Source organism: Desulfitobacterium sp. (assembly GCF_034927245.1).
Lineage (GTDB): Bacteria > Bacillota > Desulfitobacteriia > Desulfitobacteriales > Desulfitobacteriaceae > Desulfitobacterium_A.
Genome location: NZ_JAYFQK010000076.1, coordinates 1 through 16,902 on the forward strand (window position 1 = coordinate 1; position 16,902 = coordinate 16,902).

The window sequence follows — 16,902 nt, forward strand, 5'->3', positions numbered from 1 at the left end:
CTTTGAAAAAGGAGTGCGGTTAGGCCTTTTTGGCATGCCCATTTTATGAGTGGGGTTCTTCATCTCCTTTTGCTCATCGTAATTCCCAGGGACTTTATCCCATCTTGGAGATTTCCTCCCTTTTTATTCCGAGAGGCTATAATTCTGTTTTGACAGGTCAAGTTCTGCCTATTAAAATGGTAATTATAAGTATTTATTGTTTAACTAATATGATGGTTAAACGAGAGGAGACGTCGCTTATCTTTCAACAGATTTTATTGAATCTTGGCTACGACGGCTGGAACATACAAAATCTTAGCTCGGGTTGGTACATTGCAAAGAAGCAAGATCGGGGCCTGCTTTTTTGGGAATATCATCAGAATCAGCCCATTCCAACTCCGTCCATTGATCCCGATATTAAGCAATGGGAAGCCTTCCTTTTCTGCCCAGAGGGATTAGACTCACGAGATCTTGAACAGACTGTTCTTAAAAATATTCAATCTTGGTTTATTGATCTCCAGACAGGCCTCGTTTTTCCGTATCCTCCTAATCCGAAGAAAAACACAATGGATTGGTTACTGAATTATATAAATATCAATAACCAACCGGGTCACTCTGGGCCGGCAAACCATGAAAGTGCTGATTCAAGTGTAAAACCGCAGCTTTATGAAACAAAGAAATTTATCCCCTATGTAACGATCATTTTGACGGCTATCAACATTATCGTTTTTATCTTGATGACCTTGGCAGGCGGTTCAAGAAAAAGAAGCGTTCTAATTCTTTTTGGGGCTAAAGTCAATGAACTGATTCTCCAGGGGCAGTATTGGCGCCTTTTTACGAGTATGTTTATTCATATTGGTTTTTTGCATCTTGCCTTTAATCTTTATGCCTTATGGATTCTTGGTTCCTTTTGTGAAGAACGGTTTGGACGCTGGCGTTTTCTTTTTATATACCTGCTGAGTGGCATAGGAGGATCACTGGCTAGCTTCTACTTTACAGATGCACTATCAGCCGGAGCATCAGGGGCTATATTTGGAATTATGGGGGCTTTGGTTTCATATACTTGGAAACAGCCTCAATTGTGGAAGTCCGGGTTTGGAAAAAACCTTATTGTTATCATAGTCATTAACCTAGTTTTTGGCTTAGTTCAACCACAGATAGATATTTCTGCTCATCTGGGTGGATTGCTTTTGGGCTTAATAATTGGATTTATTAATTTCCATAAAATACATGCTTAAGCTTTGCATGCTTTTAGCACCTTAGTGAGAAAATAGTATCGAAGCTCACAGTTCTTAGCGAGGTGGTATCGTGTGATACTATCGATAGTTAAGAAAAGTGAGCTTCTTCGTTTCTCCAGAACATGCTATAATCAATCTTGAACGTAAAATACACGATTGAGAAAGATGTTAGGAGAGTATGAAAAAGATCTTGAAAACTCCCAAGAAAACAAAATGCGCAAAAGGATATTTTAAACGAGAAAAATGGGTTTACATATTTTTAGTCATCTTCATGTTTGTCATTGTCGGAAAATTATTTTCGCTGCAAGTTGTTCAGGCATCAGACCTAAAAGCTGTTGGAATTGAACGCCGTACACAAGATCAAAGCATCCAACCCGAAAGAGGTAAAATTCTTGATGCTCAAGGTAATGTTCTTGCTCAAAGTATACCGGCCAAAGAAGTATATGCAGCTCCCAGGACACTGGATGCTTTAATCGAGAAGGGACAAGACTACGATAAAAGGAAGATTGCTAATCAACTGGCGGATATTCTTAAGATGGACAGCACAACGATCCTCGAGAAATTAAATAAGGATCTTGACTGGGTCAGTCTTGCTCACCAAGTGGATCTAAATCAGGTCGAACAAATTCAAGCATTGAGTATTCCGGGTGTTGGTTTTAATAACGAACAGAAACGCGTTTATCCCATGGATACTTTTGCTTCTTCCGTCTTAGGAATTGTGGATCTTGAAGGTCACGGGAGAGAAGGAGTGGAGGCTTATTATGATGACAAGCTTTACGGTACCCCGGGATATACTTCGCAGCAGCAGGATTCCGGCTTAAATTCCGTTTTAAAAACGCAACACGATAGCGGAACTTCTCAAAAGGGTGCAAATTTAACGCTGACGATTGATTCAACGATCCAGTATTTGGTTGAACAGCAGATTGACGATTTAGAGAAAACAACAAAGGCAAACAGAATTTCGATCCTTGCTATGGACCCGATGACAGGAAAAGTCTTAGGTATGGGTTCTCGTCCCAGCTTTAATCCAAATGAGTATAATAATACGGAACCTGAAAACAGAAAGAATTTAAGTACCACGATGTCTCATGAGCCGGGATCAACTTTTAAAATAATTACCGGTACAGCTGCTTTAGAAGAGGGGGTCATAACCCCCAAAGACGAATTTGAGGATCCGGGGTATTATAAAGTGGGGTCGCGTGTAATAACAAACTGGGACTCGGATCAGCAAGTTCATGGATGGCTGAATTTCACTGATGCAATGAAGCTCTCCGATAATGTTGTTCTTTCTCAAGTCGGAAATAAGTTGGGAATACCGTCCTTTTACACCTACCTTAAGGCCTTTGGTTTCGGAAGTAAAACCGGAATTGATATAGCCGGTGAGGAAAGCGGATTGCTTGTACCTCAGGATAAAGCCAGACCTATTGATCTTGCTACGATGTCTTTTGGACAAGCAAACCTAGTAACACCCATACAACTTCTAACGGCTATTTCGGCAATTGCCAATGGGGGAACCCTTTATAAACCTTATGTCGTTGATAAAATTGAATACGCGGATGGTACGGTGGAGCAAAAAAGTCCTACAGCTGTTCGGCAAGTCATTTCCGAGGCGACCGCACAGCAGATGAATGAAATCCTTGAAAAGGTTGTGTCCGAAGGTACGGGACGCCTCGCCCAGATTCCGGGTATTCGCGTTGCAGGAAAAACCGGAACAGCACAAAAGGTAGATGCCAAGACCGGAGGATATTCAACAACTGACTTTATAGCTTCTTTCGTGGCGTTTGCACCTATAGATGACCCCAAAATTGCCGTATTGATAACCATAGATACGCCGCGCGGAGAAAGCCATCAAGGAGGTACTCTGGGTGCACCGAGAGCAAAAGCAATTATTGAAGGGGCTTTGCAGTATTACGGGATTCCGGTAGCTAATGAGACGGAGAGCGTTGTCACAAACCTAACGGATCAGACCTTTGTCCGTCCTACACCGCAATCGGTTACACCCGTTCGTCAACCGCTTGCCGGGGAGACTATTGTTCCTGACTTAACCGGCTTAACGCTCCGCCAAGCCGGAGATAAGCTGGCTGAGGCCGAACTTCATTTTAGTTTTACAGGAACCGGTTTGGCACAAACTCAAACGCCTGCTCCGGGCCAAGTCGTTAATAAAGGTTCTACAGTGACGATCAAGTTTTCCCCCCTGACCGTACCCAACAAAGCAGTCCAAGAAGAGAGTTCACCCTAGAAGACAACTTTGATGCGGAATAAGGGTAGGATAGAGAAGAAAAAGTTTAATAAAATTCATTGGAGGAATGAGAATGCGTCTTGATCAAGAAATTGATGAATTAAAAGAGGAGCTAATAGCTTCAGTTCAAAATTGTATACAGTTGGCTAGTGTCAAAGATATAGAAAATGCAGACTCGGCTGCACCTTTCGGTCCCGGAATTCGAAATTGTCTGGAATGGACGCTGAAACTCGGTGAAAAGCTAGGATTTACAGTTCGAAATTTTGAAGGCTATGCCGGCCAAATTGAAATGGGGGAAGGGGAACTGCTGGGAATTCTGGGACATCTAGATGTAGTACCTGCAGGAGATGGGTGGTCAGTACCTCCTTTCGGTGGTCAAATTATTGATGGTAAAATATATGGCCGAGGAGCCACCGATGATAAGGGGCCAAGCTTAGCTGCCTTATTCGCAATGAAAGCGATAAAAAATGCGGGCTTTCCCTTAAACAGACGGATACGTCTAATTTTAGGAACGGATGAAGAATCAGGATGGAGGGATATGGATTATTACAAAGAGCATTCAGATATTCCTCAGATGGGATTTGCCCCTGATGCCGAATTTCCCCTTATCCATGCGGAAAAAGGAATAATCAATTTTGAATTTGTTAAAGAATATCCGACCTTACCCCATATACTTGCTCTCCGTGGTGGTGAAAGGTCTAACGTGGTCCCTGACATATGCCGAGTGAATCTAAAAGATTTAGATATTCGGGAGATCACAGATAAATTATCGGCATTTCCATTCCCTGAAGGAGTAATTGCCCGAATTGAGTCTCAAACTACGCCATCGTCAATCCAAATCGTTTTTCAGGGGGTCAACGCGCATGGAAGTACACCGCAGCTTGGTAAAAATGCTGTCCTATATGCTCTCCGCTTCCTGCAAACCTTACCGTTAAGTGATGAGGAACTCCAACTTGTAACTTGGCTGAATCAACACCCGGGAACAGGATTTTGCGGAGAAGGCTTGGGAGTTGCATTAAGTGACGAGCCTTCCGGTAAACTTTCCTTAAACGTAGGAATTATGAATATGACATCAGAAAAAACGACCTTTGTGATTGATATTCGATATCCGGTCACTTTTAATAAAGAGGATGTATTTAACCCCATTCAACAATTGGCTTCAGCTGAAGGCTATACGATGCGTATCGTTCATGATCAGAAGCCACATTATGTACCTAAGGACAGTCCAATCGTTACAGCCCTTCTTAGTGCTTATAAAGATGTGACCGGTCAAGATGGAGAGGCTTTTGCTATTGGTGGGGGAACATATGCTAAAGTTATGCCTCAAGGGGTTGCCTTTGGTCCGACACTTCCGGGTGAACCTGAAATTATCCATTGTCCCGATGAGTATATTTCCATCGATAATCTGATCTTAACAACTAAAATTTATGCTCAGGCTATTTTAAACCTTGCCCTAGATCCAAGCTATAAAGACTAATTGAAAATTGGAATTTTAATAATACTCGATTGTAACAATGAATCTTAATCCGCCCTTTTATAAATATAAATAAAAAGGGCTATCTTCTATTAATGATTAAATTCCGGTGTAACAGAAATGTAGGAAGGTGAAAAAGCATGAAAAAGGAACGTGATCAACAGGCGAAAGAATTTTTGAAGAAGCTATCAGAATACCACGGCGTATCCGGATATGAACGTTCAATTGCTCCTCTCGTCATACAAGAATTTCAGGTTAGTGCTGATGAGGTTCGGACGGATCGTTTCGAAAATATTTATGCTCATAAAAAAGGGAAAAAAGGGCGTTATAAAATAATGCTCGCGGCACATATGGATGAAATTGGACTTATGGTTAAAAAAATTGATCCGCGTGGTTTTTTGCGATTTTCCGCCGTTGGCGGAGTTGATCAGCGAACGCTGCTTTCTCAGGAGGTCACCATCCATGGGCGTCAATCGATCCTAGGGGTGATTGGCTCAATGCCTCCCCATTTAGTTCGGGAAGAGGGCAATAAAGCGGTAAAAATAGAGGATATGGGGATTGATGTCGGTCTTCCTTATGAGGAAATTCAGAAACTGATCCGGGTCGGGGATATTATAACGCTCAAAAGGAGTCCTATTGAATTATTAGGAGGGCTTATTGCCGGTAAATCCCTTGATGACAGGGCAGGAGTAGTGGTCATGCAAATTTGTCTTCAAGAGCTGCATAAGTTGCATCATGATCACGATGTTATTGCTGTAACAACGACCCAAGAAGAAGTTGGCCTCCGCGGTGCGCTGACCAGTGCCTACACCATAAATCCTGATCTCGCTATCGCTATCGATGTAACTCATGCAGCAACGCCGGATACAAAGGATCAGGTAAGCGTAGAATTGGGCAAGGGACCGGCGGTTGCCATTGGTCCTAATATCCATCCCCAAATTTTTGACCGGTTGACAGAAGCTGCTCAAAATGTGCGTATTCCCGTTCAAATTGAACCTATTGCAGGAATGTCCGGAACGGATGCCTGGGCCATTCAGGTTTCACAAGCGGGCGTTCCTACTGGGTTACTTTCGATCCCCCTAAGATATATGCATACTTCAGTAGAAACGTTGGATATGCAAGATGTTGTTAATTCTGGAATCCTGCTTGCCCATTTCATTGCGAGCTTGCCGGAGGACCTGGAGGGATATATATGTTATTAAAGACACTGAGCGAATTACAAGGAACATCGGGCGCGGAGAAGAAGGTCCGTGATTTGCTGCAAGAAGAAATAACTCCTTATGTCGATTCCCTTGCGGTTGATAAGATCGGTAACCTTATTGCAGTCAAAAAAGGTGCCAAAAACTCACCTAAAGTGCTTTTAACTGCGCATATGGATGAGGTAGCCCTGATGGTTACAGAAATAACCCCCGACGGATTTTTGAAATTTCGTCCCGTCGGGGGAATTGATCCTCGCATCCTCGTTTCTAAACCGGTTAAGGTATCGGGAATTAACGGGGTTATTGGCTCTAAGGCCATTCATCTCCAAAAAACTCAGGAACGCCAGCAAGCCCTAAAACTTGACCAACTTTATATCGACATTGGAGCTAATTCAAAGGAAGAGGCTGAACGCTATATTAAATTGGGGGATTATGCCTATTTTGTAACGGGATTTGAAGCCTTAGGCCAGGCTTTTTTTAAAGGAAAAGCCTTTGATGATCGAGTCGGGTGTTACGTAATCGTTGAAACCTTAAAAAAGAGGTTCGATAACCTTAACTTGGTTGCCGCATTTACCGTTCAAGAAGAAGTCGGTTTAAGAGGTTCTAAAGTTGCCGCTTATCATACCCAGCCGGATTTTGCGCTTAACATTGAAGGAACAATATCTGCAGATATGGCCCACATTGAAGAGGAGGAATGGGTTACGGAACTTGGCAAAGGACCGGCTCTCTCCATTCAGGATCAGACCACTCTTTATAATCCTCTACTGATTAAGCAAGTTGTGGATTTAGCCAAGCAAAATAAGATTCCCTTGCAATTTCGACGGGGAACGAGTGGTAACAATGATGCGGGTAAGATCCATTCAAGCCGAACGGGGATTCCTACACTATCCATAAATGTTCCTTGCCGCTATATCCATTCCCCGGCCTCGATGGTCAGGCAAGATGATATTCAGAATACGATTCAACTTGTTGAAGAGATTCTTAGAGCCATTCCGGATCATTTCATATTTTAGTTGGGTAAAGGAGGACAAAAAATGTCTAATGTACAAAATTCATTAGATTATTCCCTGTTAGAACGTCTAACGCAAACATATGCTCCTTCGGGGATTGAAAGAGCAGTTGCCGAACAAATCTCAGAGATCATTCGTCCTTACTGCGATTCGCTCACACAGGATAAAATGGGCAATCTTATAGCTATTCGTAAGGGGAGCGGTAACGGAAAGAAAATCATGGTTGCCGCTCATATGGACGAAATCGGTGTTATGATCACTCATATCGATAAAAATGGATTCTTGCGGTTTACACCCGTAGGCGGAGTTCATATTACAGAACTTCCCCATCGTCGGGTTCGATTCTCAAATGGGCGAATCGGTGTGATCAGTCAGGAGAAATTAGATAAGCCTGCGGATTTAAAACTTTCTAAGCTTTATATTGATATCGGGGCGGCTGACCAAGATGAAGCTGAAGGAATGGTTCAGATTGGGGATAGTGCTGTATTTACCGGCGAATTTGTATGGGCCGGCTCGCGAATCATCTCCAAAGCCTTAGATGATCGTATAGGTTGTTTTGTAGCGATTGAGGCGTTGAAGCGAGTTCAAACAGAACATGAAATTGCCTTTGCTTTTACGGTTCAGGAGGAAGTAGGCCTTAGGGGAGCACAGACCGCAGCCTTTGCACTGGAACCGGATGTTGCACTTGCAGTTGATGTGACCCTAACAGGGGATACACCCAAGGCTCATCCGATGGACGTTAAACTCGGAAGCGGAGTGGCCATTAAAGTCTTTGACCGTTCCATGATTACGCCGCCGCAAGTTAAACAATGGATGGCAGAGACTGCTGAAAAAGAGCGGATCTCTTATCAATGGGAGGTTCTTGAGGCCGGGGGCACAGACTCAGGCGCTATTCATCTGACCAAAGGCGGAATTCCGGCCGGAGTTCTTTCGATACCCACGCGTTTCGTTCATAGTCCTTCCGAAATGATTGATACTAAAGATGTTGAAGCAGCGGTCGAACTGCTCGTTGCACTGCTTGAGGGACCTATTCCCTTCTAAGTAAATTGCATTGAGAATAATATTTTTTCTTGTCGAAAAGCCTTGTTTTTTAAAAAAGATAGCTATATAATAAATGAGTCGCTTCGATATGCGCCACTAGCTCAGCTGGTAGAGCATCCGACTCTTAATCGGCAGGTCCGGGGTTCGAACCCCCGGTGGCGCACCATTAGAATATAAACCTTGATATATCAGGCACTTCGGAGATTCCGAAGTGCCTGATTTGCTTTCTCGGTATATTGTAAAATGGGTTCATAAACGAATGGGTTCAAGAACCCATTCGTTCATGAACCCATTTCCTTAGTTTTTCGATATCTAATATTATTATTTTTTTATGTTCTACTTCGATAATTCCGAGTTCTTTAAGCTCACTTAAGATTCGGCTGACGGATTCGCGGGCGAGGCTGCACATGCCGGCTAATTCAGTGGTTGACAGGGGAATTGTAATCAAAATGCCGTTTTCCAAGGCTTGACCATGGGCATGAGCTAAGGAAAATAGTTTTGCCCCAAGACGTGACCGAGCATCCCCGAGGGCTGTATTTTTAATCTGGCGGTAAGCCCGTCTTAATTCTAAAGCCATACTTTCGTAGAAAGGGATCAGCGTTTGTGGGTTTTCCCTTAGATACCGCACAACAATACTTCGGTCGAGAACAAGTACTTCCGAATTTTCAACGGCAAAAGCGGTATACGGATACGTTTTCCCATCAAGAACGACTTCGGGAAAAAAGTTGGGGGTTTGAATTACCCGGAAAATCTTTTCCGTAAATTCACTTGTGAGTAACAGCTGGATTCTGCCTTTCAGTAAGAAAAAAACGGTATTGGCTTCGTCGCCCGAAAAAAATATAAACTGCTTAGCAGAATATTGGCGAGTACGTCCATGCAGATGGCAGAATTCCCAGAACGCTATCGGGAGTTGATCCCAGGGAGAATTTTGAGTAAGTTGTTGTAAATTATTTTTGGTTTTCGCCATTAGCTTAATTAATCTCCTTCAGCACTTGATTATATTAAGTACATTTATTATTATAACATTCTAGGTATATGCTAGGTATATGTTGGAAGTAAAGTTTTTATAAGATAAGAAGTTATGTTATAATTAACTTTGCCGAGCCTGGCAACCTACAGAATTTCCACGGTTCTAGGCCGTTTCAGGGTTCCTGAAACCGGGGTTTGTCTAGAAATGGACAAGCCTTCCGAGTCGAAAAGGAGGATAGAGATTATGGAGAAAATTCGTGTTGAGGACGCAGTTGGAGCTGTGTTAATGCATGATATGACTCAAATTATTCCAGGGGTAAGTAAAGGTCCGCGTTTTCGCAAGGGTCATATCATACAAGAAGAAGATATCCCCGTTCTTTTAAGTATGGGTAAAGAGCACATCTATGTTTGGAACCAGGTTCCCGGTCTTATTCATGAAAATGAAGCAGCAGAGCGTTTAGCAAAAGCGGTAGCGGGACCGGGATTAGCCTTTAGTGAAACTAAAGAGGGAAAGGTCAATTTAATTGCCGAGTATGATGGCTTGTTATATGCGTCTGAAGAGGGGATTTTAGCGCTTAACTCCCTTGAATATGTAGTCTTGGCAACACTTCACAATTTTCGCCCTGTGAAAAAAGGAGATAAAATTGCGGGTACACGGGTTGTTCCGCTTATGGTCGAAGAAAAAGTGATAACGGATGCTGAACGCATTGCCCAAGAGTTTTCAGAACCCATTCTTCAGGTCCGCCCTCTGCGGTCTTATAAAATCGGGGTCGTAACTACCGGCAGTGAAGTCTATCATGGGCGGATTAAGGATAAGTTTGGTCCGGTACTTCGTACGAAAGCTGAGAAGCTGGGATCGGTAATAATTGGACAAAGCTTTGCTGATGATGATGTGTCTATGATCCAGGAGAAGATTCGTGAACATATCCATCAAGGTGCAGAAATGATTTTCGTAACAGGCGGTATGTCTGTTGACCCGGATGATCTTACGCCAACAGCCATTCGCGGCATGGGAGCGGATCTTGTGACCTATGGGGCTCCTGTTTTACCCGGGGCTATGTTTCTTTTAGCCTATCTTGACGGAATTCCTGTTATGGGCTTGCCAGGTTGTGTGATGTATTCCCGGACAACAGTTTTTGATTTAGTCGTAACACGGATTCTTGCTGGCGAACGATTAACGCGTCAGGATATTGCTAAATATGGGCATGGTGGATTATGTTTGGAATGTCCGGTATGTACTTATCCACACTGCTCTTTCGGTAAATAAGGCGATTTTCAACAATAGAAGCTGCTGTTTCAAGAATAAAGAACACTAATAGGTATAAGAAATTTTATCCTTACAAAAAATAGAGCGAGGTTTCATTAATTTAAATTCCGTGGAAAGGATGAATGTGCAATGGGAGCTCATAAAAAGGTCTCACGTGCCAAATCACCAATTAGTGTGAGGGATCCTCATTACACAGAGTATGATGTACAAAAGGAACGTAATATCCAAAATTTACGGAAACCTCGTTAGTATTAAAAAAGGGTGCGTTTGACGCACCCCTTTTTAATACTAACTTTTAAAATCCTCTTAATCGTTGATAACATTCCCGGCAATAAACCGGTTTATCCCCGGAGGGACGGAAGGGTACTTGGGTTTCTGCACCACACTCGCTGCAAACAGCCGGGAACATCTCATGTTTTGGCCGTTCACCTCCCGCAGCACGTTGGCGACGAGTCGCACGACATGCGGGGCAACGAGATGGCTCATTTTCGAATCCTTTTTCAGCAAAGAATTCCTGTTCACCTACGGAGAAAACAAATTCGTTTCCACAATCACGGCAAACTAAGACCTTGTCTTCAAATGCCATAAAAAACTACCTCCTTCCACGCAAGAATCGCGCCTCCTGAGTGGAAGTAACGGCACAAGGCAACCGGTGGCAGATCCAACGTGTCCGACAAATTTACTTACACTTCTAAAGGCTCTAATTAAATTATACTTGAAAATTCAGAAATGTTACAGTCCCATGATAAGAGAAAAGATATTATAGGGGTTTAATTATGACACTCTTTGAATACTTTTTGCATAATTATAATCTTGCAAAGGAAGTAGAGAAAGGAGTGTCCGTACATGGCCAATAAACAGAAGATTAGAAAGATGTTCCCCGGTGGAATTACTTATCAAGGTTTTTACTCCTTCTATAATTACATGATTGGGCCGGATGCACGACATATTTTTGTCATTAAGGGGGGACCCGGTGTTGGCAAGTCAACCTTTATGAAGAAAATTGCCCAGCAGCTATTAGAGGCCGGCTATGAGGTTGAATACCACTATTGTTCATCCGATAACAATTCGATTGATGGCGTAGTTATTCCTGAGCTAAAAGTAGCCCTTCTTGATGGAACGGCTCCCCATATCGTTGATCCCAAAAACCCCGGTGCAGTCGATGAAATCATCAATCTTGGAGAATATTGGAATGAAACGCTAGTGTTTCAATCAAAGACTGAAATATTTACGTGTAATCAGCAAGTGAGCCGTTTTTTCCAGGCCGCGTATTTTGCTTTAAAAGATGCGAAAAATGCAATGGACGAGTGGAAATTTTATGTTACCCCTTTTCAAAATTGGAATGAAATTAATAAAATGTACTTAAAAACAGAAAAGGAGATTTTAAAAAAGATACCAGAAGGGCATGGAAAAGTTCGCCGCTTATTTGCCTGGGCTCATACTCCGCAGGGTAAATGTCAATATATTGACTCTCTTCTAAATGGAATACAAACGCTATATATTTTACAGGGGCAGCCCGGTACGGGAAAGTCAACTTTTTTAACACGAATTGCCGATCGCGCTTCGATGCTGGGGTTAAGCGTTGAGTACTATCATAATCCGCTTGATCCGGAAAAATTAGATATGATCCTTCTTCCGGAAATTGAAATCGGACTTGTCATTGATAGCGAACCGTATCCCTATACTCCTGATTTTAAAGGGACTGTTGTTTTGCTGGATTTTGATAAAAATCTAGATCAGGAATTACTTCAGAATTATAGATCAGAGCTTTCATCGTGCGCAGAACGTGTAAATTCATGTTTAGAACGAGCGTTGACAAATTCTAAGAAGGCGAAAGAAATGCACGACCGTTTAGAAACATACTATATTCCCGCAATGAATTTTCAGGCCATTGAGGAGAAACGATTGGAAACCCTAAAAAGAATAATTAATATGGCTGAGGAACAAACTATTGCGGTAAGTACCCGTTCGCCTTTAATCCCTAAAATTTAGGTTTTAAAGATATTTAATTAAAAATGCAAAGTACATGCTTTGCATTTTTTTATCTTTCCCGGAAATTATAAATTAGTAGAAATATCTGGTATAATGGAGTCTTCAAGAAATTATTACCGTTTCGGTAATTTAGAAAACGAAATTTAATATAAGGGGGCAGTTTTTATGTCAGTACGTGTTGCTATCAATGGATTTGGTCGCATTGGAAGGTTGTCTTTAAGAGTAGCACTTGAGAACAAGGATTCACTAGAAGTTGTGGCAATTAACGATCTGGGAAGTCCGGATTTGCTCGGACATCTTTTTAAATATGATTCTGTTCATGGAATTCTCCCCTATGAAGTCGAGGTCAAAGGGGATATAATGAAGGTTAATGGACACTCTATTCAACTTCTCGCTGAAAAAAATCCTGCAAATTTACCATGGAAAGAAATGAATGTAGATATTGTTATTGAATCGACGGGTCATTTCACAGAACGTGATAAAGCAGAACTCCACTTGCAAGCAGGAGCTAAAAAAGTAGTCATTTCAGCACCGGGTAAAAATGAAGATATTACGATTGTCATGGGAGTTAATGAGGACAAATATAATCCAAGCCAACATCATATTCTTTCTAATGCCTCCTGTACGACAAACTGTTTAGCCCCTGTTGCAAAGGTGTTGCTTGAAGAGTTTGGGATTGAGCAAGGAATGATGACTACGACACATTCTGTGACGAATGATCAACGTATTTTGGACTTGGAACATAAAGATTGGCGAAGAGCCCGAGCCGCATTTCAATCTATGATTCCTACCACGACAGGTGCGGCCAAAGCGGTTGCCCTTGTCTTGCCGGAGCTAAAGGGAAAATTAACTGGGCTAGCCGTGCGTGTTCCTACCCCGAATGTTTCAATCGTTGATTTTGTCGCTAATTTATCTAAATCTACGACTAAAGAAGAAGTTAATGCGAAATTGAAGGAAGCAGCGGAAGGAAAACTTAAAGGTTATTTGGCGTACACGGATCTGCCTCTTGTTTCGCATGATTTCAATGGGGACCCCCATAGCTCTACAGTTGATGGTCTTTCGACGATGATGCTTGGAGATCGTATGCTTAAAGTACTTGCCTGGTATGATAATGAATGGGGATATTCCAATCGAGTTGTTGATCTTGTACGGTATATTGCTGATAAAGGTTTGTAAGATGTAACAATGCAAAAGCAAGGGGAGATAAAATGAGAAGGACAAAAATAGTATGTACGATTGGTCCGGCCAGCGAATCGCCTGAGAAAGTAAGAGAATTGCTTAAGGCGGGGATGAATGTCGCCCGACTTAATTTTTCACATGGAAGTCATGAAGAACATGGTCAACGATTACGCGTCTTAAAAGATGAAGCCACTAAATTAGGGAAAAACCTGGGTATCTTACTGGACACGAAGGGACCGGAAATTCGAACAGGAATGGTTCCGGAAACAGGTCTGGAATTAAAGAAAGGAACAACTTTAACTCTTGACACAGATATAGATACTTTAGGCTCACTTGAAAGGGTGGGTATTACATATACTAACCTTTGGCAGGAGGTCAGTCTTGGAACACATCTTTTATTAGATGATGGTTTACTCGATCTACAAGTCGAGTCCGTTCAAAATGGAAAGATACATACACGTATTTGCAATGAAGGTATATTAAAATCACAAAAGGGGGTTAATGTCCCGGGAATTCCGATTCAGCTTCCGGCTGTTACGGAAAAGGATATTAGCGATATCCTTTTTGGTATTGGACAAGGTATTGATTTTATAGCCGCTTCTTTTACACGTAAGGCATCTGATATCATTGCCGTTCGTAAAATTGTTGAAGGAGCAAAAGCTAATACAAAGATAATTGCCAAGATCGAAAGCCGCGAAGGTTTAGATAACCTTGATTCAATTCTTGAAGTTGCGGATGGTTTAATGGTTGCAAGAGGAGACTTGGGTGTGGAGATACCCGTTGAGGAGGTACCTATCGCTCAAAAAGAAATGATTCATAAATGTCATCTTTTAGGTAAACCGGTCATTGTCGCAACTCAAATGCTTGATTCAATGATTCGTAATCCCCGGCCTACACGTGCTGAGGCTAGTGACGTTGCCAATGCGATTCTAGATGGAACCGATGCCATTATGCTATCAGGTGAGACAGCAGCAGGCCAGTATCCGGTCGAAGCAGTGGTCATGATGGATAAGATTGCACTCCATACTGAAACCCGTTATTTCGAGGAGCAGACCTCACGTCATCCCCAGTTAAACGTCGCAGAGGCGATTAGCTATGCCAGTTACACTATTGCTCACGATTTAGAGGCTTCCGCCATTTTAACACCGACTCATTCAGGTTTAACTGCTCGTATGATCGCAAAATACCGGCCAAAATCCTTAATTATTGCGGCTACACCTTCCGATGAAGTAGCTCGCCAGCTTGCTTTGCATTGGGGTGTTACCTCGATAATTATTCCAGAAAGCTCAGGAACGGATCAACTTATATTGAACGCGGTTAACGAGGCCCTGGCTCATAATTTTGTAAAAACCGGAGACGTTGTTGTGGTTACAGCAGGAGTACCTGTAGGTAAAGTGGGATCGACCAACATGATTAAGGTACAGATTATCGGTAATTTAATTGTTAAGGGAACAGGTATTGGCCGGAAATCCGCGTTGGGTGCAGCACGTTTAATCACGGACCCTAAGAATGCAGCTTTTGAAGATGGAGACATTATTATTTCTAGGTATACAGATGCGGAGTATATTCCTCTTATTTCCCGAGCGGGTGCTTTGGTTATTGAAGAAGGCGGTCTAACGTCGCATGCTGCAATAGCGGCGCTGAATTATGGTATCCCGGCGATTGTAGGTGTTCAGGGTGTAATGAATAAATTTAAAGACGGACAACTTCTTACCATCGATGCTCTTGGTGGTGTTGTATATGAAGGTACAGTGACGATTTAAAATATTAAGTCAAAAATAAGGGAACTGCCGCACGATAAACTTATGATTCACGTGCAGCAGTTCTTTAATTTTTGAATAATAAGTAAAACCTATTAAAATTTGTTGGAAAGATCGTCAATTAAATCTTGATCAATCGTACTATGTTCCCGTTCATTGAGAATCTCAATCAGTCCTGCATCACTCAGCTCACTGGCGACTTCAAACAAGGAATCTCTTTTATTTTGCGGCAATTTATTTACAAATCGATTAATCTTTACAGGGGGTACGAGGTTCCGAAATTTCACTCCACCATATTTAATAACTCGTTCTGGCAAAAGAATCCCTCCTTATTGATTACCTTCGGATATATCGTCGTAAAGCTAGTATGCATTAGATTTTAGAATTACATACAAAAACAAGGCATGCACCATTAAATGAAACATACCTTGCTCTCAGTCTCCTGATAATTCGCGCTAGACTTATTGATGGGGGCCTTTGACTTGGACTAGGGTTTGGTGAACTTGACCACGAATAAACGCTAAATATTCCTGGCGCAATGCTTCTTGTTCATCACGCTCCCATTCTTCAAGTCCAACACTTCTCTGTTTACGGGATAATTCATTAATTCTTTCGATCAAGGTATTTATCTCCACACGAACTGCTCCTTTTCAATCGGAAATATTCTATGCATTTCAACCCAAAACTATTATAAGCGAAGGTCTAGTGAAATCTCAAGTTGGTCTCGGTATTAAGAAATGATATAATAATTTTTATGATTGAGGAGGGATAAATTTGTCATTACTTTCAGAGACTAAGCTCAGAGTACGCTATGCTGAAACAGATCAAATGGGCGTTGTTTATCACGCAAACTATTTGATTTGGTTTGAAGTCGGAAGGACTGAACTTTTCCGCAACTTAGGATTACCATATACCGTTTTTGAAGATCAAGGTCTGTCGCTCGCTGTCGTCGAGGCAAATTGCCGATATCGAAAACCTGCAAAATATGATGATGAACTTATCGTTATCACGCGGCTTGATAAATTTACTTCGCGAATAATCACGTTTGGCTATCGAGTCATGAAAGGGGATACCCTTTTAACAGATGGAAAAACGTCGCATGTATTTCTTGATAAAGAAGGCAGGGTAGCTGATGTTCGAAAATATCCCGTTTGGAATGACTTGGGTACAATAATACCCTCCTTAAAAAAGCAACTTTTTTAATAGTTGCTAGGGAAAGTCCTTGAATTAAATATGTCCTCATGGTATTATGTATACATAATACAACAGGGGGTGTTCCGATGTATCTCGTCACATGGATTGAGGGAGAAGAGGTAAATTATCGATTGGTCAGCAAGAATGATCTTGCAGTCCTGATGAAGACCATCGGACAACATGTTATTGTTCAGAAGTTAGCGTCTTAAATTAGCTTGAAAATACAATGTCTAATGACTTTAATGAGCTTACTTAAACAGTAGGCTCTTTTTTATTTTTACAATTCTGCCTATTATTAAAAATTTCTTTCTGATCTTTATTCAAAGCAGGGAACAAAGGTAATTGTCCCGAATAAACATAA

General features: G+C 41.9%; 16 protein-coding genes, 1 tRNA gene and 1 riboswitch. Of the genes, 13 read left to right on the forward strand and 4 right to left on the reverse strand.

All coding sequences use genetic code 11. From position 1 onward, the window contains the following. Positions 1-29 precede the first annotated feature (29 nt). From VB077_RS15900 to VB077_RS15930, 7 genes are all read left to right on the forward strand, one after another. A complete protein-coding gene (locus VB077_RS15900; protein ID WP_323416239.1) occupies positions 30-1,217 on the forward strand; it encodes a rhomboid family intramembrane serine protease in 1,188 nt (395 codons plus the stop codon). Between the two features lie 178 nt (positions 1,218-1,395). After that, entirely contained in the window at positions 1,396-3,456 is a 2,061-nt protein-coding gene (locus tag VB077_RS15905; protein WP_323416240.1) for a penicillin-binding protein, read from the forward strand. A gap of 73 nt (positions 3,457-3,529) precedes the next feature. Beyond that, on the forward strand, positions 3,530-4,933 hold the full coding sequence (gene pepV / locus VB077_RS15910; protein ID WP_323416241.1) for a dipeptidase PepV: 1,404 nt from the start codon (positions 3,530-3,532) through the stop codon (positions 4,931-4,933). A gap of 137 nt (positions 4,934-5,070) precedes the next feature. After that, positions 5,071-6,132 carry a M42 family metallopeptidase gene (locus tag VB077_RS15915; RefSeq protein WP_323416242.1) on the forward strand — a complete coding sequence of 354 codons (1,062 nt, stop codon included), beginning with the start codon at positions 5,071-5,073 and terminating at the stop codon, positions 6,130-6,132. Then, positions 6,123-7,142 carry a M42 family metallopeptidase gene (locus VB077_RS15920; protein ID WP_323416243.1) on the forward strand — a complete coding sequence of 340 codons (1,020 nt, stop codon included), beginning with the start codon at positions 6,123-6,125 and terminating at the stop codon, positions 7,140-7,142. Before VB077_RS15915 ends, VB077_RS15920 begins: the two co-directional genes overlap by 10 nt. A gap of 21 nt (positions 7,143-7,163) precedes the next feature. Further along, positions 7,164-8,180, forward strand: coding sequence for a M42 family metallopeptidase (locus VB077_RS15925; RefSeq protein WP_323416244.1), 1,017 nt, complete (start codon positions 7,164-7,166; stop codon positions 8,178-8,180). 90 nt (positions 8,181-8,270) lie between these two features. Next, a tRNA-Lys gene (locus VB077_RS15930) sits at positions 8,271-8,346 on the forward strand. 99 nt (positions 8,347-8,445) lie between these two features. Here VB077_RS15930 and VB077_RS15935 read toward each other — a convergent pair. Continuing rightward, entirely contained in the window at positions 8,446-9,147 is a 702-nt protein-coding gene (locus VB077_RS15935) for a Crp/Fnr family transcriptional regulator (protein ID WP_323416245.1), read from the reverse strand. Positions 9,148-9,265: 118 nt separating this feature from the next. Beyond that, a riboswitch (molybdenum cofactor riboswitch) is annotated at positions 9,266-9,399 on the forward strand. On the opposite strand from VB077_RS15935, the gene VB077_RS15940 reads away from it, so the two are divergent. After that, positions 9,394-10,416, forward strand: coding sequence for a molybdopterin-binding protein (locus VB077_RS15940; protein WP_323416246.1), 1,023 nt, complete (start codon positions 9,394-9,396; stop codon positions 10,414-10,416). (Overlaps the previous riboswitch by 6 nt.) Positions 10,417-10,711: 295 nt before the next feature. Here the strand turns inward: VB077_RS15940 and VB077_RS15945 are convergent, their stop codons facing one another. After that, positions 10,712-11,002, reverse strand: coding sequence for a zinc-ribbon domain containing protein (locus tag VB077_RS15945; protein WP_323416247.1), 291 nt, complete (start codon positions 11,000-11,002; stop codon positions 10,712-10,714). A 260-nt stretch (positions 11,003-11,262) separates the two neighbouring features. On the opposite strand from VB077_RS15945, the gene VB077_RS15950 reads away from it, so the two are divergent. The 3 genes from VB077_RS15950 to pyk all read left to right on the forward strand — a co-directional run bounded on the left by VB077_RS15950 (position 11,263) and on the right by pyk (position 15,350). Beyond that, positions 11,263-12,408 (forward strand): PRK06851 family protein, encoded by a 1,146-nt coding sequence (locus tag VB077_RS15950; protein WP_323416248.1) that lies wholly within the window; start codon positions 11,263-11,265, stop codon positions 12,406-12,408. Between the two features lie 165 nt (positions 12,409-12,573). Beyond that, the gene (gene gap, locus VB077_RS15955; protein WP_323416249.1) at positions 12,574-13,584 is read left to right on the forward strand and encodes a type I glyceraldehyde-3-phosphate dehydrogenase; all 1,011 of its coding nucleotides are present in this window, start codon (positions 12,574-12,576) and stop codon (positions 13,582-13,584) included. A gap of 32 nt (positions 13,585-13,616) precedes the next feature. Then, the gene (gene pyk, locus VB077_RS15960) at positions 13,617-15,350 is read left to right on the forward strand and encodes a pyruvate kinase (protein WP_323416250.1); all 1,734 of its coding nucleotides are present in this window, start codon (positions 13,617-13,619) and stop codon (positions 15,348-15,350) included. Positions 15,351-15,442: 92 nt separating this feature from the next. On the opposite strand, the gene VB077_RS15965 is transcribed toward pyk, so the two are convergent. Together VB077_RS15965 and VB077_RS15970 are read right to left on the reverse strand one after the other, a co-directional pair. Further along, a complete protein-coding gene (locus tag VB077_RS15965; protein WP_323416251.1) occupies positions 15,443-15,664 on the reverse strand; it encodes a hypothetical protein in 222 nt (73 codons plus the stop codon). Positions 15,665-15,808: 144 nt separating this feature from the next. Then, positions 15,809-15,982: a DUF896 domain-containing protein gene (locus VB077_RS15970; protein WP_323416252.1), complete on the reverse strand. Its 174-nt coding sequence runs from the start codon at positions 15,980-15,982 to the stop codon at positions 15,809-15,811. 139 nt (positions 15,983-16,121) lie between these two features. On the opposite strand from VB077_RS15970, the gene VB077_RS15975 reads away from it, so the two are divergent. Both VB077_RS15975 and VB077_RS15980 read left to right on the forward strand, forming a co-directional pair. Beyond that, entirely contained in the window at positions 16,122-16,550 is a 429-nt protein-coding gene (locus VB077_RS15975) for a thioesterase family protein (protein ID WP_323416253.1), read from the forward strand. Positions 16,551-16,627: 77 nt separating this feature from the next. Then, positions 16,628-16,750: a hypothetical protein gene (locus VB077_RS15980; protein WP_323416254.1), complete on the forward strand. Its 123-nt coding sequence runs from the start codon at positions 16,628-16,630 to the stop codon at positions 16,748-16,750. The last annotated feature ends 152 nt before the right edge of the window (positions 16,751-16,902 follow it).

Coding starts and splice junctions, on each gene's coding strand:
- VB077_RS15925 (WP_323416244.1), top strand. CDS start 7,164: ATGTCTAATGTACAAAATTCATTAGATTATTCCCTGTTAGAACGTCTA.
- VB077_RS15980 (WP_323416254.1), top strand. CDS start 16,628: ATGTATCTCGTCACATGGATTGAGGGAGAAGAGGTAAATTATCGATTG.
- VB077_RS15950 (WP_323416248.1), top strand. CDS start 11,263: ATGGCCAATAAACAGAAGATTAGAAAGATGTTCCCCGGTGGAATTACT.
- VB077_RS15935 (WP_323416245.1), bottom strand. CDS start 9,147: ATGGCGAAAACCAAAAATAATTTACAACAACTTACTCAAAATTCTCCC.
- VB077_RS15915 (WP_323416242.1), top strand. CDS start 5,071: ATGAAAAAGGAACGTGATCAACAGGCGAAAGAATTTTTGAAGAAGCTA.
- gap (WP_323416249.1), top strand. CDS start 12,574: ATGTCAGTACGTGTTGCTATCAATGGATTTGGTCGCATTGGAAGGTTG.
- pyk (WP_323416250.1), top strand. CDS start 13,617: ATGAGAAGGACAAAAATAGTATGTACGATTGGTCCGGCCAGCGAATCG.
- pepV (WP_323416241.1), top strand. CDS start 3,530: ATGCGTCTTGATCAAGAAATTGATGAATTAAAAGAGGAGCTAATAGCT.
- VB077_RS15940 (WP_323416246.1), top strand. CDS start 9,394: ATGGAGAAAATTCGTGTTGAGGACGCAGTTGGAGCTGTGTTAATGCAT.
- VB077_RS15905 (WP_323416240.1), top strand. CDS start 1,396: ATGAAAAAGATCTTGAAAACTCCCAAGAAAACAAAATGCGCAAAAGGA.
- VB077_RS15945 (WP_323416247.1), bottom strand. CDS start 11,002: ATGGCATTTGAAGACAAGGTCTTAGTTTGCCGTGATTGTGGAAACGAA.
- VB077_RS15920 (WP_323416243.1), top strand. CDS start 6,123: ATGTTATTAAAGACACTGAGCGAATTACAAGGAACATCGGGCGCGGAG.